20 protein-coding genes and 1 tRNA gene are annotated in these 18,598 nt (G+C 70.2%); 17 read left to right on the top strand and 4 right to left on the bottom strand.

Going from position 1 to position 18,598, the window contains the following annotated elements; all coding sequences use genetic code 11:
- Window positions 1-139: 139 nt before the first annotated feature.
- Together ACVHNB_RS37285 and ACVHNB_RS37280 are read right to left on the bottom strand one after the other, a co-directional pair.
- On the bottom strand, window positions 140-1,495 hold the full coding sequence (locus ACVHNB_RS37285) for a sensor histidine kinase (protein WP_456226868.1): 1,356 nt from the start codon (window positions 1,493-1,495) through the stop codon (window positions 140-142).
- A gap of 138 nt (window positions 1,496-1,633) precedes the next feature.
- Window positions 1,634-2,821 carry a sensor histidine kinase gene (locus tag ACVHNB_RS37280; RefSeq protein WP_428954180.1) on the bottom strand — a complete coding sequence of 396 codons (1,188 nt, stop codon included), beginning with the start codon at window positions 2,819-2,821 and terminating at the stop codon, window positions 1,634-1,636.
- Window positions 2,822-3,015: 194 nt separating this feature from the next.
- Between ACVHNB_RS37280 and ACVHNB_RS37275 the strand changes: the two genes are divergently transcribed.
- The 14 genes from ACVHNB_RS37275 (at window position 3,016) to ACVHNB_RS37210 (ending at window position 15,660) form a co-directional block, all read left to right on the top strand.
- The gene (locus tag ACVHNB_RS37275; RefSeq protein WP_428954181.1) at window positions 3,016-3,438 is read left to right on the top strand and encodes an NADH-quinone oxidoreductase subunit A; all 423 of its coding nucleotides are present in this window, start codon (window positions 3,016-3,018) and stop codon (window positions 3,436-3,438) included.
- On the top strand, window positions 3,429-4,046 hold the full coding sequence (locus tag ACVHNB_RS37270) for an NADH-quinone oxidoreductase subunit B (protein WP_428954182.1): 618 nt from the start codon (window positions 3,429-3,431) through the stop codon (window positions 4,044-4,046). Before ACVHNB_RS37275 ends, ACVHNB_RS37270 begins: the two co-directional genes overlap by 10 nt.
- On the top strand, window positions 4,043-5,272 hold the full coding sequence (locus tag ACVHNB_RS37265) for an NADH-quinone oxidoreductase subunit C (RefSeq protein ID WP_456226867.1): 1,230 nt from the start codon (window positions 4,043-4,045) through the stop codon (window positions 5,270-5,272). The genes ACVHNB_RS37270 and ACVHNB_RS37265 overlap by 4 nt, the downstream gene beginning before the upstream one ends.
- Window positions 5,269-6,237 carry a complex I subunit 1/NuoH family protein gene (locus tag ACVHNB_RS37260; protein WP_456226866.1) on the top strand — a complete coding sequence of 323 codons (969 nt, stop codon included), beginning with the start codon at window positions 5,269-5,271 and terminating at the stop codon, window positions 6,235-6,237. The genes ACVHNB_RS37265 and ACVHNB_RS37260 overlap by 4 nt, the downstream gene beginning before the upstream one ends.
- Window positions 6,237-6,896 carry a NuoI/complex I 23 kDa subunit family protein gene (locus ACVHNB_RS37255; RefSeq protein WP_456226865.1) on the top strand — a complete coding sequence of 220 codons (660 nt, stop codon included), beginning with the start codon at window positions 6,237-6,239 and terminating at the stop codon, window positions 6,894-6,896. Before ACVHNB_RS37260 ends, ACVHNB_RS37255 begins: the two co-directional genes overlap by 1 nt.
- A complete protein-coding gene (locus tag ACVHNB_RS37250; protein WP_456226864.1) occupies window positions 6,893-7,525 on the top strand; it encodes an NADH-quinone oxidoreductase subunit J family protein in 633 nt (210 codons plus the stop codon). Before ACVHNB_RS37255 ends, ACVHNB_RS37250 begins: the two co-directional genes overlap by 4 nt.
- Window positions 7,525-7,917 (top strand): NADH-quinone oxidoreductase subunit NuoK, encoded by a 393-nt coding sequence (gene nuoK, locus ACVHNB_RS37245; protein ID WP_456226863.1) that lies wholly within the window; start codon window positions 7,525-7,527, stop codon window positions 7,915-7,917. Before ACVHNB_RS37250 ends, nuoK begins: the two co-directional genes overlap by 1 nt.
- Window positions 7,914-9,932: an NADH-quinone oxidoreductase subunit 5 family protein gene (locus tag ACVHNB_RS37240; protein WP_456226862.1), complete on the top strand. Its 2,019-nt coding sequence runs from the start codon at window positions 7,914-7,916 to the stop codon at window positions 9,930-9,932. The genes nuoK and ACVHNB_RS37240 overlap by 4 nt, the downstream gene beginning before the upstream one ends.
- A 6-nt stretch (window positions 9,933-9,938) precedes the next feature.
- Entirely contained in the window at window positions 9,939-11,513 is a 1,575-nt protein-coding gene (locus ACVHNB_RS37235) for a complex I subunit 4 family protein (protein WP_428954189.1), read from the top strand.
- Window positions 11,510-13,048, top strand: coding sequence for an NADH-quinone oxidoreductase subunit N (locus ACVHNB_RS37230; protein ID WP_456226861.1), 1,539 nt, complete (start codon window positions 11,510-11,512; stop codon window positions 13,046-13,048). Before ACVHNB_RS37235 ends, ACVHNB_RS37230 begins: the two co-directional genes overlap by 4 nt.
- 92 nt (window positions 13,049-13,140) lie before the next feature.
- Window positions 13,141-13,599 carry a large conductance mechanosensitive channel protein MscL gene (gene mscL / locus ACVHNB_RS37225; RefSeq protein ID WP_428954191.1) on the top strand — a complete coding sequence of 153 codons (459 nt, stop codon included), beginning with the start codon at window positions 13,141-13,143 and terminating at the stop codon, window positions 13,597-13,599.
- A gap of 195 nt (window positions 13,600-13,794) precedes the next feature.
- Window positions 13,795-14,658: a zinc metalloprotease HtpX gene (gene htpX, locus ACVHNB_RS37220; RefSeq protein WP_428954192.1), complete on the top strand. Its 864-nt coding sequence runs from the start codon at window positions 13,795-13,797 to the stop codon at window positions 14,656-14,658.
- Window positions 14,655-15,047, top strand: a complete 393-nt coding sequence (locus tag ACVHNB_RS37215; protein WP_428954193.1) for a YccF domain-containing protein — start codon at window positions 14,655-14,657, stop codon at window positions 15,045-15,047. The genes htpX and ACVHNB_RS37215 overlap by 4 nt, the downstream gene beginning before the upstream one ends.
- A gap of 340 nt (window positions 15,048-15,387) precedes the next feature.
- Entirely contained in the window at window positions 15,388-15,660 is a 273-nt protein-coding gene (locus tag ACVHNB_RS37210; RefSeq protein WP_428954194.1) for a GlsB/YeaQ/YmgE family stress response membrane protein, read from the top strand.
- 125 nt (window positions 15,661-15,785) lie between these two features.
- Here ACVHNB_RS37210 and ACVHNB_RS37205 read toward each other — a convergent pair whose 3' ends face one another.
- Entirely contained in the window at window positions 15,786-16,274 is a 489-nt protein-coding gene (locus ACVHNB_RS37205; RefSeq protein WP_428954195.1) for a YajQ family cyclic di-GMP-binding protein, read from the bottom strand.
- A gap of 212 nt (window positions 16,275-16,486) precedes the next feature.
- On the opposite strand from ACVHNB_RS37205, the gene ACVHNB_RS37200 reads away from it, so the two are divergent.
- Window positions 16,487-16,568 (top strand) — tRNA-Tyr (locus tag ACVHNB_RS37200).
- Window positions 16,569-16,813: 245 nt separating this feature from the next.
- Here ACVHNB_RS37200 and ACVHNB_RS37195 read toward each other — a convergent pair.
- On the bottom strand, window positions 16,814-17,266 hold the full coding sequence (locus ACVHNB_RS37195; protein WP_456226860.1) for an Lrp/AsnC family transcriptional regulator: 453 nt from the start codon (window positions 17,264-17,266) through the stop codon (window positions 16,814-16,816).
- A 111-nt stretch (window positions 17,267-17,377) separates the two neighbouring features.
- On the opposite strand from ACVHNB_RS37195, the gene ACVHNB_RS37190 reads away from it, so the two are divergent.
- Together ACVHNB_RS37190 and ACVHNB_RS37185 are read left to right on the top strand one after the other, a co-directional pair.
- Window positions 17,378-17,995: a LysE family translocator gene (locus tag ACVHNB_RS37190; RefSeq protein ID WP_456226859.1), complete on the top strand. Its 618-nt coding sequence runs from the start codon at window positions 17,378-17,380 to the stop codon at window positions 17,993-17,995.
- A 139-nt stretch (window positions 17,996-18,134) separates the two neighbouring features.
- On the top strand, window positions 18,135-18,509 hold the full coding sequence (locus ACVHNB_RS37185) for a PaaI family thioesterase (protein WP_456228992.1): 375 nt from the start codon (window positions 18,135-18,137) through the stop codon (window positions 18,507-18,509).
- Window positions 18,510-18,598: the final 89 nt, after the last annotated feature.

Raw genomic sequence — 18,598 nt, 5'->3', positions numbered from 1 at the left:
CACGGAGGCCAGTTCTGACGGGTCCAGCATTCCAGGATCCGGTCCGGGGTGCGCCTGCACGGCGGGAATAGGGGTGGATCCCCGCGGGGCGCGGCCGGAAATCGTTGAAGGCGGCACCTTCAGGTCCTTCAGGGGGCTGTCACGCCCGCCGCCACGGCAGTTCCGCCGTGACCCGGGTCGGGCCGGCCGGCGGGGAGTCGACCAGGAGGATGCCGTCGACCGCGTCGAGGCGCTCGGTCAGGCCCGCGAGGCCCGAACCGGCGGAAGCGGCTGCTCCGCCGACCCCGTTGTCGGACACCTGGAGCATCAGGCGGTCGCGCGTGCGCCACACGTCGACCGTGGCCCGGGTGGCCCGGCTGTGCTTGCTGATGTTCTGCAGCAGCTCGGAGACCGTGAAGTAGGCGATGCCCTCGATGGCGGGCGCGGGGCGTTCCTTCAGGTCCACCTCCACCGCCACCGGGACCGTGCAGCGCGAGGCCACCGAGGACAGGGCCGCGTCCAGGCCGCGGTCGGTGAGCACCGCCGGATGGATGCCGCGGGCCAGGTCGCGCAGCTCCTGCAGGGCCGTCTTCACCTCGCCGTGCGCCTCGCCGACCATCCGCGCCGCCGCCTGCGGGTCCTCGGTCAGCTTCTCCTTGGCGAGGCCCAGGTCCATGGCCAGGTTGACCAGACGGGCCTGCGCGCCGTCGTGCAGGTCGCGCTCGATGCGCCGCAGGTCGGCCGCCGCCGTGTCGACCACGACGCCCCGGTCCGACTCCAGCTCCACCACGCGCGACGCGAGCCGCGACGGGCCGAGCAGCCCGGTGACCAGCAGCCGGTCCACCGTCGTCAGCGCGCGGATCACCCACGGCGTCGCCAGCGTCACGAGCAGGCCGACCAGCGCGGTCAGTGTGATCTCGAAGGGGTTGTTCAGGTACACGGAGTGCGACTCGTCGCCGTACAGCTGCAGACCGTCCTGGCCCGCGTACATCGGGAAGACCCACTGCCACAGCGGGTACGTCAGCAGCGTCCAGCCCGTCACCCAGAACGTGACGGCGACGGAGAACGCGAACGTCGCCCACGGGAAATGCAGCACCGTGTAGAGCAGATGACGCCACGAGACACCGCTCTTGAGCGTCGCGCCCATCCACGCCAGCGGCCCGCCCGCGCGCGGCCGCACCGGCTCCGGCGAACCGACCTCCACACCCAGCAGGCCCCGCGCCCGCGCCCGCTCCAGGGCCCCGAACCCGCGCGCCCCGGCCAGCGCCGCCGCGAGCACCGGCACCCCGATGAACGTGACGAGCAGGCCCGCGCCGAGCGACATCATCGTCACCGACCAGGTGAACGCGGCGATGGCGATCGGCAGGCTCAGCAGCTGATACCCGAACTCCCGCCAGGCCCGGCCCTCGACGGGCGCCCGCAGCCCGGCCGGCAGACGGCCGAGCCCGCGCCGCCGCGGCCGGGGCCCGTCGTCGTACGAGTACTCGCCGCGGTATCCGTACTGCTGCGTGGCCATGGGTGTCGTCCGTTTCTGCTCGGGGTGGCTGCTCCGTGTCCAGGCTCCTCGGGGGCGCGGCCCGGGGCCATGCGGCGGGTCGGCGTCTTCGACCGGGGGTTTTCCCTACCCCTGGGGGCTACTGCTGGGTGCGGTCGCCTACTGCTGGTGGCGGTCGCGCCAGGGCAGCTCGGCCGTGACCGTCGTTCCGCCGCCGTCCGGCGAGTCCACGACGAACAGGCCGTCGACCGCGCCGAGCCGCTCCGCGAGCCCCGACATGCCGGTGCCCTTGTCGAGGCTGGCACCGCCCTGCCCGTCGTCCCGGACCTGGATCAGCAGCCGGTCCTCCGCGCGCCACACGTCGACCGTGGCCTGGGTGGCCCGGCTGTGCTTGCTGATGTTCTGCAGCAGCTCGGAGACCGTGAAGTACGCGATGCCCTCGATCGCCTCGGCGGGCCGCGCCGGGAGATCGGCCGTCACCTTCACCGGGACCGTGCAGCGCGAGGCCACCGAGGACAGGGCCGCGTCCAGGCCGCGGTCGGTGAGCACCGCCGGATGGATGCCGCGGGCCAGGTCGCGCAGCTCCTGCAGCGCGAGCTTCACTTCACCGTGCGCCTCGCCGACCATGGCGGCCGCCGCCTCCGGATCCTCGAGCAGCTTCTCCTTGGCGAGGCCGAGCCCCATCGCCAGATTGACCAGACGGGCCTGCGCGCCGTCGTGCAGATCACGCTCGATGCGCCGCAGGTCGGCCGCCGCCGTGTCGACCACGACACCCCGGTCCGACTCCAGCTCCGCGATGCGCCGCTCCAGCTCGTCGGACGGCGACAGCAGGGCGCGCACCATCGCCCGGTCCGCGTTGGTCAGCCCGCGCGCGATGAACGGCAGCACCGGCCACAGCACGAACAAGCTGGTCAGCGTCACGACGAAGGTCAGCACGCCCCACGGCAGCCGGATCAGCTCGTAGAGCACCGCGCGCCAGCCCACCGGGTCCTTCAGCCCGTTCCACAGCCAGCCGAAGAAGCCGTCCCCCTCGCGGCGCGGCAGCCGGCTCGGCTCCTCGATGCGCACCCCGAGCAGCTTCCGGGCCCGCGCCCGCTCCGCCCGGCCGAGCAGCCGCGCGCCGGTCAGCCCGGCCGCGATCAGCGGCAGCCCGATCACGGTGACGGTCAGGCCGGCCCCGGTCGCCAGCATCGTGAGCGCGTACACGAACCCGACAACGGCGAGCGGAAAGCTGGTCAGAAGGAAGGAGATCTCCTTCCAGGTGTGTCTGTCGTACGCGAAACGCGGCGGCGGCAGCGCCGGACGGTCGTCGCCGGCGACCGCGGGAGCGTGGAGTGGGTCGGTCATAAGCGAAAGGGTGCCCTGCGCGCGGCGCGCGGCGCCATGAGGTGGACCGGCCGGGACGAACGGGGGATAACCCCACCCCGTACACCGCATTCCCCGTCCCGCAGGTCGGACCGGGAGGCTTACCGTCTCTTTAACAGGCCCTAGACTCCCGTGCGTACAGATCGTCGAACACGAACACGCGAGGGGCGACAGACGTGACGGGACCGACCGTGACCGTCATCGCGGCGGACACCTCCCACGGCTATGCCGACGACTATTTCCAGTCGTACTCGGTGGTCGGGCTGCTCGCCGTCGTCGGCGTGCTGTTCGTCGCCGTGGCCTTCGGCGCGGGACGGCTGCTCCGCCCGGTGGTCCCCACCCCGGAGAAACTCCTCACGTACGAATGCGGCGTCGACCCCGTCGGCGAGGGCTGGGCACACACCCAGGTCCGCTACTACGTGTACGCCTTCCTCTACGTGATCTTCGCGGTCGACTCGATCTTCCTCTTCCCCTGGGCGACGGTCTTCGCCGCGCCGGGCTATGGCGCGACGACGCTCGTCGAGATGTTCATCTTCCTCGGCTTCCTCGCCGTGGGCCTGCTGTACGCATACAAGAAGGGCGTCCTTACATGGACGTGAGCCGCGTGACCCCCGAGCCCGTGCCTGTTCTCCTCCCGGAGCCGAAGCGGCTTGGCGTGCTCTCGCGCCTGGCCCCCGAGCCGATGAAGGTGGTCCTGAACTGGGGCCGCCGCTACAGCTTGTGGGTCTTCAACTTCGGCCTCGCCTGCTGCGCCATCGAGTTCATCGCCGCGTCCATGGCCCGGCACGACTTCATCCGGCTCGGCGTCATCCCGTTCGCACCGGGGCCCCGCCAGGCCGACCTGATGGTCGTCTCCGGCACGGTCACGGACAAGATGGCCCCGGCCGTGAAGCGCCTGTACGAGCAGATGCCCGAGCCGAAGTACGTCATCTCCTTCGGCGCCTGCTCCAACTGCGGCGGCCCCTACTGGGACTCGTACTCGGTGACCAAGGGCGTCGACCAGATCATCCCCGTCGACGTGTACGTGCCCGGGTGCCCGCCCCGCCCGGAGGCGCTGCTCCAGGGCATCCTCAAGCTCCAGGAGAAGATCGCCCGCGAGTCGCTGGGGGAGCGCTACGCCTCCGCCGACGCGGCCGCCGGGCGCCCCTCCGCGGCGGCGCTGAGCAGCGGTCTCGTCCAGCCGCCCGCCGTGGGCGGTGACCGATGAGCTGGCTGCCGGACCCCGTCGAGGACCTGTTCGGCGCCGAGGCCACGGTCGAGGAGGCGTACGACCTGCTGACGGTCGACGTCCCGGCCGCCTCCTGGATCCCCGCCCTGGAGACGGCCCGTACGCGCCTCGGGTGCACGTACTTCGACTGGCTGAGCGCCGTCGACGAACCGGACACCGGCTTCCGCGTGTGCGCGCACATCGCGGCCGTGGGGCCCGGGTCGGTGCGGCGGCTGCTGCTCCGTACGACCGTGCCGCACTCCGCGCCGGTCCTCGCGTCCGCGGTCGGCGTGTACGCGGGCGCGGCCTGGCACGAGCGCGAGACGCACGAGATGTTCGGCATCGGCTTCGAAGGCCACCCGCACCTGGTTCCTCTGCTGCTGCCCGACAGCTTCGAGGGGCATCCGCTGCGCAAGGACTTCGTGCTCGCGGCGCGCGTCGCGAAGGCCTGGCCCGGCGCCAAGGAGCCGGGGGAGTCCGAGCACGGCGGGCCGAAGCGGCGCCAGATGCTGCCGCCCGGTGTGCCCGACCCGAACGAATGGGGTCCGCTGAAGGGCCAGTTGCCACCCGCTCCGGCGCGTCCGGCACGGGGTGCGCGCGCTGCCGGTGCGGGTGCCGCGGGGCGTGCGGCGGGTGCCGGACCGGCGGCCCCGGGTGAGCGTCCGGCCCGACGGACCCGCTCGGCGAGCGACGGCTCCGCGAGCCAGACGGCATCTGCTCCGGCCGCCCCTGAGACCCCGGCTGCTCCGGGGAGCCCGGCGGCACCGGCGCGCCCGGCGCGGCGGTCCCGGAGCGCGTCCCAGGGGTCGGCATCGCAGCGCCCGGCAGCCGGGTCGCCCGAGCCGCCCGAGCCGCCCGAGTCGGCCAAGCCGTCCGAGTCGGCCAAGTCGTCCGAGTCGGCCAAGCCGTCCGGCCCGGCGGAGTCCGGTGCGGCGGCGCCGAAGGGGCGGTCCAGCGACGCGCCCTGGCACCACGCCAAGCCGGCGTTCGACGAGGAGCCGAAGGCCGAGTCCGGCCCGAAGGGCGAGTCCGGGTCGACGATCGAGTCTGGTTCGGGGGCCGAGTCTGGTTCGGGGGCCGAGTCCGGCCCGAAGACCGAGTCCGGTCCGAAGGCGTCACCCGGACCGGAAGCTCGACCCGACCCCCGGCCGGAACCCGCACCCCAGCCAGAGCAGGAACCCGAACCCCGGCCCGACGACACGACCGACAACGGAGGCACGCAGTGAACGACGCTCTCGACGTCGCCCTGCGCCTCGTCGTCGTCTTCGTCGCCTTCCTGGTGCTGCCCCTGGTCGTCGGCCAGACCGAGCACAAGGTCATGGCCCACATGCAGGGCCGGCTCGGCCCCATGTACGCGGGCGGCTTCCACGGCTGGGCCCAACTCGTCGCCGACGGCGTCAAGTTCGCGCAGAAGGAGGACGTGGTCCCGGCCGACGCCGACCGCCGTGTCTTCCAGCTCGCCCCCGCCGTCGCCCTGCTCCCGTACCTCCTCGTGCTGCTGGCGATCCCCGTCGGACCCGGCGACGGCGCGGTCGGCCAGGTCGTCGACGCGGGCATCTTCTTCGTGCTCGCGGTGATGGGCGTCGGCGTGCTCGGCTCGCTGATGGCGGGCTGGGCGAGCGCCAACAAGTTCTCCCTCCTCGGCGGTCTGCGCACCGCCGCACAGCTGCTCGCGTACGAACTCCCGATGCTGCTCGCCGCCGCCTCGGTCGCGATGGCCGCGGGCACGGTCTCGCTTCCCGGCATCCTCGACGCGTTCGAGTGGTGGTGGCTGCCCTGGCAGATCGTCGGTGCCCTGGTCTTCTTCGCGGCGGGCCTCGCCGAGCTCCAGCGCCCGCCCTTCGACATGCCGGTCGCCGACTCCGAGATCATCTTCGGCGCGTACACCGAGTACACGGGCCTGCGCTTCGCCCTGTTCCTGCTCGCCGAGTACGCGGGCATCGTCGTCCTGTGCGGCCTGACCACGGTCCTGTTCCTGGGCGGCTGGCACGGTCCGTGGGGCGCGGACGGGCTCGGCTGGGTCTGGACCCTCCTCAAGACCGCGGTCCTCGCCTTCGTCGTGATCTGGCTGCGCGTCTCGTACCCCCGCCTGCGCGAGGACCAGCTCCAGAAACTCGCCTGGACCACGCTCATCCCGCTCGCCCTCGCGCAGATCGCGCTCACCGGAATCGTGAAGGTGGCGATCAACTAGTGCCCCCGATCCCTGGCAGTGGCCTCGCCAAGGGCCTCGCCGTCACCCTGCGGACGATGACGAAGAAGACCGTCACCGAGCAGTACCCCGACGCCCAGCCCGAACTCCCGCCCCGTACCCGCGGCGTGATCGGCCTGTTCGAGGAGAACTGCACGGTCTGCATGCTGTGCGCCCGCGAGTGCCCCGACTGGTGCATCTACATCGACTCCCACAAGGAGACGGTCCCGCCCGCCGCCCCCGGCGGCCGTGAGCGCAGCCGCAACGTCCTCGACCGTTTCGCCATCGACTTCTCCCTCTGCATGTACTGCGGTATCTGCATCGAGGTGTGCCCCTTCGACGCGCTGTTCTGGTCCCCGGAGTTCGAGTACGCCGAGACGGACATCCGCGACCTCACCCACGAGCGCGACAAGCTCCGCGAGTGGATGTGGACGGTGCCCTCCCCGCCGGCCCTGGACCCGGCGGCCGAGGAGCCCAAGGAACTCGCGGCGGCCCGCAAGGCGGCGGAGAAACTGGCGGCGGCCCAGGCCGCGGCGGACGCGGAGCCGACTGCTTCCGCACCCGCCGCGTCCGACGGCCCCGGACCGGTCCGTCCCGGATCCGACGGCCCCGGACCCGCCAGTCCCGGATCCGACGGCCCCGGAAAGGAGACGTCCTCATGACCCCCGCCGCATCGACGGCATCGGCAGCCGTCACCACGGCCGCCGAGAGCCACGGGTTCCTCTCCCCGACGGGCGTCGAGATCGCCTTCCTCCTCGTCGGACTGGTCACCTTCGGCGCCGCGATCGTCACCGTCACCACGAAGCAGCTGGTGCACGCCGCCCTGTGGCTGGTCGTCGCCCTCGGTGGCCTCGCCGTCGAGTACCTCCTGCTCACCGCGGAGTTCATCGCCTGGGTGCAGGTCCTCATCTACGTCGGTTCCGTCGTGGTCCTCCTCCTGTTCGGGCTGATGCTGACCCGCGCCCCCATCGGCCGGTCACCGGACGCGGACAGCCCCAACCGCTGGGCCGCCCTCGCCGTGGCCGTCGCCTCCGCGGCCGCCCTGGTCTGGGTCGTCGCCGACGCCTTCCACACGACCTGGATCGATCTGGACGGCGCCGCCCAGGGCAACACGGCGGTGACCGGCTCCGTCCTGTTCCGCCACTGGGTACTGCCCTTCGAGGCCCTCTCGGTCCTCCTGCTGGCGGCCCTGGTCGGCGCGATCGTCCTGTCCCGCAAGGAGAACGCGGCCGAGGCCGACGAAACCGCCGCGGCCGCCGTCACCGCCGCCGGCCGGGAGGGCAACCGCTGATGCATCTCGCCTATCCCGCCGTCCTCTCCTCCCTCCTCTTCTGCACGGGCCTCTACGGAGTCCTGGCCCGCCGCAACGCGATCCTCGTCCTGATGTCGGTCGAGCTGATGCTCAACGCCGTCAACCTGAACCTCGTCGCCTTCGACGTCTGGCTGCGCGACGCCCTGCACTCCGGGCAGGCCCTGACCCTGTTCACCATCGCCATCGCCGCCGCCGAGATCGGCATCGGCCTGGCGATCGTCCTGGCCGTCTACCGCAACCGCGGCACCTCGGACATCGACAAGCTCCGTGACGCCGCCGAGCCCCACGCCCCGGACGACGACCCGCACGATCCCTCCGCCACCCCGGCGGCAGCCGACGTCGCGGACAAGAAGGCCGAGGCCACCGCGTGACCACCACGACCCTCGCCGTCCTCGTCCCCCTCCTGCCGTTCCTCGGCGCCGCCGCGGGCCTGCTCCTCGGCCGCACCGCCCCCGGCTTCGTCCGCCCGCTGGCCGTCCTGCCGACCCTGGCCGCCCTCGTGCTGGCCGTCGCCGTCGCCGTCCAGCAGGGCGGCGGCTCGGGCAACGGCACCGCGGCCCTCGACGCGCACACCGAGCTCACCCCGACCGGCTCCGTGCCGATCGAACTCGCCCTGCACATCGACGGCTTCGCCGCCCTCGTCGCCGTCCTGGTCGGCCTGGTCGCGACCTGCGTCCAGCTCTACTCGACGGGCTATCTCCGCGACGACCCGCGCTACCCCTCGTACGCGGCGCTCGTCTCGCTGTTCACCTCCGCGATGCTCCTCGTCGTCTACACCGGCGACCTGATCGTGCTGCTCGTCGGCTGGGAGGTCATGGGCATCTGCTCGTACTTCCTCGTCGGCCACTACTGGGAGACCTCCGAGGCGCGGGCCGCCTCCCTCAAGGCCTTCCTGGTCACGAAACTCGGTGACGTCCCCTTCCTCATCGGCCTGTTCGCGCTCGCCACGGACGCGGGCTCCTTCCGCATCACGACGATCCTGGGCAAGGTCACGAGCGAGGGCGGCCTCGACCACCCGACCCTGATCGCCCTGCTGCTCCTCGCCGGCGTCGCGGGCAAGTCGGCGCAGTTCCCGCTGCACACCTGGCTGCCCGACGCGATGGCGGGCCCCACGCCCGTCTCCGCGCTGATCCACGCCGCGACGATGGTCGCCGCCGGTGTCTACTTCGTCGCCCGTCTCCTCCCGGTCTTCGCCGCCTCCCGGGCAGCGATGATCGTGCTCGCCGTCATGGCCGCCGTGACCATGGCCGGCTCGGCCCTCGCCGCGCTCGCGCAGGACGACATCAAGCGCGTCCTCGCGTACTCGACGGTCGGCCAGCTCGGCTACATGACCGGCGCCCTGGCCGTCGGCGACCGCGACGCCGCCGTCTTCCACCTCCTCACGCACGGCGCCTTCAAGGCGTTGCTGTTCCTCGCGGCGGGCGTGATCATCCACGCCGCCGGCACCAACTCCCTGGCCGCGATGTCCCGCATGGGCAACCTCCGCGACCGCGTGCCCGACGCCTTCTGGACGATGACCGTGGCGCTGCTCGCGCTCGCCGCGATCCCGCCCTTCAGCGGCTTCTTCTCCAAGGAGGCCGTCCTGGGCTCCGCCGAGCACACGGCCACAGGCCATGAGCACGGCATCCCGGCCGCGTCCGGCTGGATCGTCCTCGTCGCGGGCCTGGTGACAGCCCTGCTCACCGCCGCCTACGCGACCCGTCTGTGGCTCCTCACCTTCAACGGCCGCGGAGCCGAGGCCCCCGACCACGGCAAGCAGCCGGCCGTGATGAACGCCGTCCTGTGGGTCCTCGCGATCCCCTCCCTCGCCTTCGGTCTGGCCACGGGCGTGCTGCCCGACTGGCTCGACGGCCGCTCCCTCACCCCGACGCTGACCACCTCCGTCCTCGGCACCGGCTTCGCGCTCGTCGGCGGCCTGGTCACGTACGCGGCCTGGCGCCACACCACCGCGATGGCCGCGCGCCGGATCCCGATGGGCGCGGTCGCCGTCGACACCGAGTCCGGCGACGGCGGCCTGGTCGAGGCCGAGGCCATCGCCAGCCACACCCCCGCCTACGGGGACATCGCGGCGGCTCCCGACCCGGCCGACCCCGGCCGTCTCCTGCTCGGCCCGCTGCACCGGCACGCCGCCGTCGGCTTCCACCTGGACGCCGTCTACGCGAAGCTCTTCGTCCGTCCCGTCCAGGCCGCGGCCGCACTGGTCCGCTTCCTCGACCGCACGGTCGTCGACACGTACGTACGCGCGGCGGCCGAAGCCCCCAAGGTGCTGGGCTGGGCCGTGCGCCGCGCCCAGACCGGAAACGTGCAGACCTACCTCAGCGCACTGCTCGCAGGCACCGTCGTCCTGGTGGTCGCCGTCGTCCTCGTCGCCACCGCCGGAGCGTGAGCAGCCGTGATCGATATCAGCGAATCCGTGATGCAGTTCCTTCTCGCATTGATCGTCGTCGGCCCGCTCATCGGCGCCGTCCTCGCCCTGCTCCCGGCCCCGCCCGGGCTGAAGGGGAAGTCCCCCGACCAGGCCGTGCTCCGCCACGGCGTGACCGTGACCGGCGCGATCCTCATCGCCGCGATCGTCCTCGCGCTCGGCTTCGACCACGACCACCCGTCGAGGATGCAGGCCACGACGGACATCAGCTGGATCCCGGCGCTGGACGTACGTATCCACCTGGGCATCGACGGCATCTCCCTCCCCCTTCTGGTGCTCACGGCGCTGCTGACGTTCCTGTGCGCGCTGTACTCCTACTTCAAAATGCCCGCGGGCCCCTCGCCCAAGGCGTTCGTCGCCCTGATCCTCGTCCTGGAATCGGGCACGCTGGCGACCTTCGCCGTGCTGGACCTCCTCCTCTTCTTCCTCGCGTTCGAGATGGTCCTCATCCCGATGTACTTCCTCATCGCCCGCTGGGGCGGTGCCGAACGGGCCGCGGCCGCCTGGAAGTTCATCCTCTTCACGCTGCTCGGCTCGGTCGTGATGCTGCTCGGACTCCTCCTTATCGGTGTTAAGTCGGGCACGTTCGACATGATGGCACTCGCCACTGACAACGGCCGGGGTCTGAGTACATCCGTGCAGGTCATCGCCGTTCTGGCGATCGGGATCGGGCTCGCCGTGAAGACCCCGATGTGGCCGTTGCACAGCTGGCTGCCGGACGCGCACACCGCCGCCCCCACCGTCGGCTCGGTCCTCCTCGCCGGCGTCCTGCTGAAGATGGGTACGTACGGATTCGTCCGGATCCTGCTCCCCATCGCCCCCGACGGCATGCGGGTCTTCGCGCCGTACCTCGCCGCCCTCGCCGTCGTCGGGATCATCTACGGGTCCCTGGCCTGCCTGAACCTGGCCAAGCAGGGTGCGAAGGGCGACCTCAAGCGCCTCATCGCGTACTCCTCCGTCGGCCACATGGGCTTCGTCCTCCTCGGCATCGCGACGATGAGCCCGACCGGCGTGAACGGCGCGCTGTTCGCCAACATCGCCCACGGCCTCATCACCGGCCTCCTCTTCTTCCTCGTCGGCGCGCTCAAGGACCGGGCCGGCACCAGCGACCTCGACACCCTCGCAGAGCAGGGCGGCATGGCCCTGTACGGCAAGGCACCGCGCCTCGGCGGCCTGCTCGCGTTCGCCGCCGTCGCCTCGCTCGGACTGCCCGGACTCGCCGGGTTCTGGGGCGAGATGCTCGCCCTGTTCGGCGCGTTCCGCCCCGCCGAGGCCCTCAGCCGCCCGGCTTTCCTTGTGTTCATGGCGATCGCCGCGTTCGGCACCCTGCTCACCGCCGCGTACATGCTCATCGTGGTCCGCCGCGTGTGCATGGGCCCGCGCCGGGAGGAGGCCGTGGCCGTCGCCGACGTGCGGGGGTACGAGTTCGCCGCCTGGACCCCGCTCGTCGCCCTCACCGTCCTCGCGGGTCTGTGGCCCGCCACCCTGCTCGGCCTCACGAACCCGGCCGTGCAGAAGCTCCTCGCAGGAGGCCTCCAGTGACCGCCGTCGCCGCGCCCTCCGTGGCCTCCCTCGTCCAGTCCGTCGACTGGGTCGCGATCGCGCCGCCGACGATCGCGGCGGTCGTCGCCCTCGTCGTCCTGGTCGCCGACCTGTTCGTGGGCGAGCGCCGCAAGCCGGTGCTCGGCTGGATCTCCGTCGCCGGCCTGGCCGCGGCCGCGCTCGCCCTGATCCCGCTGATCGGCGACGAGCGCTCCACGTTCTGCCTCACGAGCACGTCGTACGACGCCTGTAGTTACACGGCGGACCGCTTCACGCTCGTCGTCCAGTTCCTGGTCCTCGCGGGCGCGCTGCTCACCGCCCTGCTCTCGATCAGCACCCTGAAGGACGCGAAGAACGCGAACAAGCCGCTCCCCGAAGGCGAGTTCTGGTTCCTTCTCCTGTCCTCCGCCGCCGGTGCCGCCCTCCTGCCCGCCTCCCGCGACCTCGCCACGCTCGTCGTCGCCCTGGAGGTCGCCTCGCTTCCCGCCTTCGCCCTCGTGGGCATCAAGCGTGACGACAGGCGGTCCTCCGACGCGGCCCTGAAGTTCTTCCTGTCCTCGGTCACCGCGACCGCCGTGACACTCCTCGGCGTGAGCTTCGTCTACGCGACCACAGGCAGCCTGCACCTCACGAGGATCGCGTCCGAACTCACCCACGTGGACGGCCAGTTCCACACCCTCGCCCAGGCGGGCGTCGCCCTCACCCTCGTGGGCTTCGCCTTCAAGACGGCCGCCGTTCCGTTCCACTTCTGGGTTCCCGACACCTATGTAGGCGCGCCGCTGCCGATCGCCGCCTACTTGTCCGTCATCGGCAAGGCGGTCGGCTTCTCCGGCCTGATCCTCGTCACGGTCGTCGCGTTCCCGTCGTACGCCGACGTGTGGGGCCCGGCGCTCGCCGCCCTCGCCGCGCTGACGATGACCATCGGCAACGTCGCGGCCCTGCGCCAGCAGGCCACGCGCGCGTACAGCGCCGTACGACTCCTCGCCTGGTCCTCCGTCGGCCAGGCCGGCTACCTGCTGGTGCCGATCGCCGCGGCCGCGTACTCCGACGACCCCCAGAAGTCGATCGGCTCGACCCTCGCCTACGCCCTCATGTACGCCGCCGTGAACCTCGGCGCCTTCGCGGTGGCCGGACTCGTCGCCCGTACGAAGCCGCTGAACCGCCTCAGCGACTACCGCGGCCTGTACGCCTCGCGCCCGCTCGCGGCGCTCGTCCTGGGCTTCTTCCTGCTGTGCCTGGCGGGCCTGCCGCCGGGCATCATCGGGCTCTTCGCGAAGGTCACGGTCTTCTCGGCCGCCGTCGACGCGGGCCTCGGCTGGCTCGCCGTCGTCATGGCCGTGAACGTCGTCATCGCGCTCTACTACTACCTCCAGTGGACCGCGACGCTCTTCCGCGCCCCTGAAGGCGAGCCGGCCGCGTACCGCGCCTCCTGGCCGCTGACCGCCGCGATCGCCCTCACGGCCGTCATCGGAGCGGCCCTCTCCGGAGCTCCACAATTGATCCTTCACTTTGTGGACAGTGGACTGTTCTCGTGACCCAGCAGACTCCCAAAGCCCCGGTTTGGTACGTTTCTGGGTCGCCTCAAACAGGCACTCCCCCCACCCTCACCCTTCCCAGGAGCAACAGCGTGCTGACCGGTTTCAAGGACTTCATACTTCGCGGCAACATCGTCTCCATGGCGGTGGGCCTCGCCGTAGGGTCGGCCTTCACGGCCCTTGTGACCGCCTTCACCGCCGCGTTCATCACCCCCCTCCTCGGCTGGGCCACCGGCTCCATCGGCAACTACTCAGAGGCCTACTTCACGCTCGAAGGCGTCAAATTTCCCTACGGCAAGCTCATCAACGCCGGCATCGCCTTCCTGATCACCGCCGCGGTGCTCTACTTCGTGATCATCGTGCCGATGGTGAAGCTCCAGGCCCGCGCCGACCGCAACAAGCCCGTCGACATCAAGGCCGCCGTGCGCGACTGCCCCCGCTGCTTCAGCCAGATCCCCGGCATCGCCACCCGCTGCCCGAACTGCACCAGCGAGGTCAAGGCCGACGAGAAGGCCCTGGAGATCGCCGGCCTGCTGCCCGAGCCGCGCTGACCCGTACGGCCTACCGGCGCACCCCGCTCCCCGAGCGCGCACAAGGGAACTAGTCCCGCTCGTCTGGCGTTGACCAGTACGGGAGGGTCCACTGGACGGAGACACCACCGTCACCCGCACCGACCCGCGGGCCCAGTGGAAGCAGCGAGAAAGCAAGCAGTGGGTTCCCCTGCCGCACCATCAGGAGGACGTACCGTGCACCGCCGGCACAACGGGTTGAAGACAGCCGTACTCCTTGGGGGACTGTCCGCCCTCATCCTCGTCATCGGCAGCTTCTTCGGCCGTACGGGGCTCGTCATCGGACTGGTCATCGCGATCGGGACGAACGCGTACGCGTACTGGAACAGCGACAAGCTGGCCCTGCGCGCGATGCGTGCCCGCCCGGTCAGCGAGTTCGAGGCGCCCGCGCTCTACCGCATGGTGCGCGAGCTCTCCACGCAGGCCCGTCAGCCCATGCCGCGCCTGTACATCTCCCCGACGGAGGCGCCGAACGCGTTCGCGACGGGCCGCAACCCGCGCAACGCGGCGGTGTGCTGCACCGAGGGAATCCTGCGCATCCTGGACGAGCGCGAGCTGCGCGGCGTCATCGGGCACGAGCTCAGCCATGTCTACAACCGCGACATCCTGATCTCGTCGGTCGCCGGAGCCCTCGCCTCCGTGATCATGTTCCTGGTCAACTTCGCGTGGCTGATCCCGGTCGGCCGCTCGAACGACGACGACGGACCCGGCATCTTCGGGATGCTCCTGATCATGATCCTGGGCCCGCTCGCCGCCTCCCTCATCCAGCTCGCCATCAGCCGATCCCGGGAGTACGAGGCGGATGCCTCGGGCGCCCAGCTGACCGGGGACCCGCTGGCCCTGGCCAGCGCGCTGCGCAAGCTCGACGCCGGTACGAAGCAGCTCCCGCTGCCGCCCGAGCCGCGTATCGAGACGGCGAGCCACATGATGATCGCCAACCCCTTCCGTCCCGGTCAGGGGATGTCGAAGATGTTCTCCACCCACCCGCCCATGGCGGAGCGCATCGCCCGCCTCGAGCAGATGGCAGGTCGCCAACAGTGAAGACAATCCTGAACGTCATCTGGCTGGTCCTGAGCGGTTTCTGGCTGTTCCTCGGTTACTTGCTCGCGGGTGTGCTGCTCTGCATCACGATCATCGGCATCCCGTTCGGCATCGCGGCGTTCAGGATCGGCGTCTACGCCCTGTGGCCCTTCGGGCACACGACGGTCGAGCGCAGGGACGCGGGCGCGCCGTCCTGCGTCGGCAACGTGTTGTGGCTGGTCCTCGCGGGCTGGTGGCTCGCCCTGGCGCACATCTTCACCGGCATCGCCCTGTGCGTCACGATCATCGGCATCCCGTTCGGCATCGCCAACTTCAAGTTGATCCCTGTGTCGTTGATGCCGCTGGGCCGCGAGATCGTGAGCACGGACCAGCCGTTCGCGGCACGCTGAGGCGCGGCCGCCTGACATCGCAGAGCCCGGGGAGCCCGACAGCGTGAGGGCCCGAACGCCGCGCTGACGCCTCCGGAGACCCGAGAGGTGTGCCGCCCACCTCGACACGCCCCGAGCCCGCACACGCCGCTGGTACGGCCGCAGGCACCCCCGCCCCATCGCTCCATCAGGCGCCCCTCCGCACCCTGCGGAGGGGCGCCTCTGTCCGTGTCACGCGCCGCACCTCACAGAGCCGTCGCAACCACGCCAGGCCTACTTGTCGTCCTTCTGGGCAACAGTGCTACGAGGCAACGTTGCGCACCTGCGCACATGAGAAATACATGGAGAGGTAGAACACGGCATGGGCATCATCAGCTGGATCATCCTTGGCCTGCTCGCCGGTGCCATCGCCAAGTTCCTGCTACCGGGCCGCGACCCGGGCGGCTTGATCGGCACCACGCTCATCGGCGTCGCGGGTGCCTTCATCGGCGGATGGATATCGTCCCGCTGGCTCGACCGCCCGATCACCAAGGACTTCTACGACAGCGCCACATGGATCTCCGCCATCGGCGGCGCTCTCGTCCTCCTGATCGCCTACCGCATCTTCTTCGGCGACTCCCGCAGTCGCCGCTGAGCCGCAGCCGGCAGCGGGAAGGGGCGGCACCCGACCGGGTGCCGCCCCTTCGTCTACGTAGGCGAGGGAAAACCCAAGCAACTACCAGCTCAAGCAACTGCCGTCCCAAGCAACGACCAGTAGGTCTACCGGTAGTTCACGAACTGCAGCGCGAAGTCGAAGTCCTTGCCCTTCAGGAGCGCGATCACGCCCTGCAGGTCGTCACGGCTCTTGGAGCTGACCCGCAGCTCCTCGCCCTGCACCTGGGCCTTGATGCCCTTGGGACCCTCGTCGCGGATGATCTTCGCCACCTTCTTGGCGTTCTCCTGGGAGATGCCCTCCTCGATGGAGGCGAAGATCTTGTACTCCTTGCCGGACAGCTGCGGCTCACCGGCGTCCAGCGACTTCAGCGAGATGCCGCGCTTGATCAGCTTGGACTGGAAGACGTCGAGGATGGCCTTGACCCGCTCCTCGGAGTTGGCCTCCATCAGGATCTTCTCGCCGGACCAGGAGATGGAGGCGCCGACGTTCTTGAAGTCGTAGCGCTGCGAGATCTCCTTGGCGGCCTGGTTGAGGGCGTTGTCGACCTCCTGCCGCTCGACCTTCGAGACGATGTCGAAACTGGAGTCGGCCATGTCCTGTGGCTCCTTGTATCGGGGACTGATCGGGTTCCGATCGGGTTCTGGTCGGGCGCGCACCGAGGCGTTGCGCCGCATGCAAAGCCTAGCCACCGCTCCGCCCGCCACCGTCGATCAATCGGGTGGCGAAGCACCCCTGTGCATCGGGTATTGTTTACGTCGTTGCCACCGAGCACCGCCCAGAGCGGGGCCCGAGGCGACAAATCCCAGGCGGTGTGCCCGAGCGGCCAAAGGGAGCAGACTGTAAATCTGCCGGCTCAGCCTTCCCAGGTTCGAATCCTGGCGCCGCCACAGGAAGGCAAGAAGCCCCTGACCTGCTGTTTCAGCAGGTCAGGGGCTTCTTCTTTTGCTCTCTGGGCAAAGGGAGACTGTCTCGCTGTCTCTCGCTCTCGAACACCGTCTCTCAGGGTGTGTGGACGGCGCGTGGACGGGATCTCGGGAGCATTCGCCATTGCCGAGCACTCCATATGGGGCTCGCGTGGCTTATGTCACTTCACGGGCGCCACGCCGAGTCTCGCGCATTGCCGTGAGGGCGATCATTCGGGCAAGGGCCGGTTGTCGACGACGTTCTTCATGACGAGGGTGGAGTTCAGCCGCAGTACGCCGGGCAGGCGTGCCAGCTGCTCGTCGTAGAGCTGCCGGAAGGCGTCCAGGTCGCTGGTCGCGACCCTGAGCAGGTAGTCGGGGTCACCGAACAGCCTCTGGGCCTGAAGTACGTGCGGGACGGCGGCCACCGCTTCCTCGAACGTGGTGACGGTGTCTGCGTCCTCCCAGCGCAGCGTGGCGAAGACCAGGGCTTCGAAATCGAGGCCGACGGCCGACGGGTCGACGATCGCCCGGTAACCGCGGATCGCGCCCTCACGTTCGAGGTCGCGCAGGCGCCGGTGGCAGGGCGAGACGCTCAGCTTCACCCGGGCCGCGAGTTCAGTGATGGTGAGCCGGCCGTCCAGCTGCAGCTCGGTAAGAATCTTCCGGTCCATCGCGTCCATGAAGAAGATTCTCCCTCAGAAGGCGCGATCTTGGGGTAAATGCAGGAACACCTTTGGGCTGATTCGCCCTAGCGTTTCTCCTGTAACGGAGAACGTGAGAAGGAACCACTCATGGATGCGACAACGTTGGCTGCCTTCCTGGCGGTGGATCTGCTGCTGGTGTTCACCCCGGGCGCGGACTGGGCCTACGCGATTGCGGCGGGCCTGCGGGAGCGGTCGGTTGTCCCGGCAGTCACCGGGCTGATAGCCGGGCACGCGGCCTACGCGCTCGTGGCGGTGGCAGGCCTGGCAGTGATCGTGGCGAGCTCACCAACCGCGCTCACGGCACTGACCGTTGCCGGGGCCGGCTATTTGCTGTGGCTGGGATGGAACGTGCTGAGGCAACCGACCACCGTGGCGGCCGCGGAGGATGCGGTCGACTCCTCCCCTTTGCGGGTCATGCTCAAGGGGGCTGGTATCAGCGGGCTGAACCCAAAGGCCCTGCTGCTGTATTTCTCGCTCTTCCCGCAGTTCCTCGATCCCGATACAGGCTGGCCAGTGGCCGCGCAGACCGGCTTGCTCAGCACGTTCCACCTGGTCGCCTGCGCTGTGGTGTACCTCGGCGTCGGCATTCTGGCCCGGACCGTCCTGAAGACCAGGCCTGCGGCGGCCCGCAGGGTCACCCGGGTCTCCGGTGCGATGATGATCGGCATCGGCGGCCTGCTGCTGGTGGAACGCCTGGTCGGCTGACGAAGGAACCGATCCCCGTAAGTGCACCGAAACATCCGTCCAAGGAGAGCACGTGGAAGACCGGACGAAGCGTGACGACGACCAGGCCGCTCCCGAGATACAGGCACGGATCCGGAAGAGCTTCGAACGCCAGGGCCTGATGGCCCACCTCGGCGCGCAGATCACACAGATTGCCCCTGGTCGCGTCCACATCGTGCTGCCCAGCCGCCCCGAAGTCACCCAACAGCACGGCTACTTCCACGCGGGCGCCACCAGCGCCATCGCGGACAGCGCCGGAGGCTACGCTGCCTACACGCTGTTTCCTGAGGACACGGAAGTCCTCACCGTCGAGTACAAAATCAATCTTCTCGCGCCCGCCCTCGGTGACCACATCGAAGCGATCGGCACCGTCCTGAAGCCCGGCCGGACCCTGACCGTGTGCCAACTTGAGGTCTACGGCGTCCAGGGAGAGGGCCGCAGGCTCGTCGCGAACGGGCAACAAACCCTCATCCGCGTGAACAGGTCCGCTTCGTGAGCGCGTCGGCGCTGCGTGCCGACCCTGTGCACGCGGCTGCCGATCACACCCCGGTCGACGCGAAGTCGCTGCGCGTGCCTTACCCCCGC

This window comes from Streptomyces sp. YJ-C3 (assembly GCF_053891275.1).
This window is presented reverse-complemented; position numbering and strand designations above follow the sequence as displayed.

Excerpts from the sequence above, each read along its gene's own strand:
- ACVHNB_RS37250 (WP_456226864.1), top strand. The coding sequence starts at position 6,893 with ATGACCCCCGCCGCATCGACGGCATCGGCAGCCGTCACCACGGCCGCC.
- ACVHNB_RS37285 (WP_456226868.1), bottom strand. The coding sequence starts at position 1,495 with ATGGCCACGCAGCAGTACGGATACCGCGGCGAGTACTCGTACGACGAC.
- ACVHNB_RS37195 (WP_456226860.1), bottom strand. The coding sequence starts at position 17,266 with ATGGACGCGATGGACCGGAAGATTCTTACCGAGCTGCAGCTGGACGGC.
- ACVHNB_RS37265 (WP_456226867.1), top strand. The coding sequence starts at position 4,043 with ATGAGCTGGCTGCCGGACCCCGTCGAGGACCTGTTCGGCGCCGAGGCC.
- ACVHNB_RS37185 (WP_456228992.1), top strand. The coding sequence starts at position 18,135 with ATGGCCCACCTCGGCGCGCAGATCACACAGATTGCCCCTGGTCGCGTC.
- ACVHNB_RS37210 (WP_428954194.1), top strand. The coding sequence starts at position 15,388 with ATGGGCATCATCAGCTGGATCATCCTTGGCCTGCTCGCCGGTGCCATC.
- ACVHNB_RS37190 (WP_456226859.1), top strand. The coding sequence starts at position 17,378 with ATGGATGCGACAACGTTGGCTGCCTTCCTGGCGGTGGATCTGCTGCTG.
- nuoK (WP_456226863.1), top strand. The coding sequence starts at position 7,525 with ATGCATCTCGCCTATCCCGCCGTCCTCTCCTCCCTCCTCTTCTGCACG.
- ACVHNB_RS37280 (WP_428954180.1), bottom strand. The coding sequence starts at position 2,821 with ATGACCGACCCACTCCACGCTCCCGCGGTCGCCGGCGACGACCGTCCG.
- ACVHNB_RS37205 (WP_428954195.1), bottom strand. The coding sequence starts at position 16,274 with ATGGCCGACTCCAGTTTCGACATCGTCTCGAAGGTCGAGCGGCAGGAG.
- ACVHNB_RS37270 (WP_428954182.1), top strand. The coding sequence starts at position 3,429 with ATGGACGTGAGCCGCGTGACCCCCGAGCCCGTGCCTGTTCTCCTCCCG.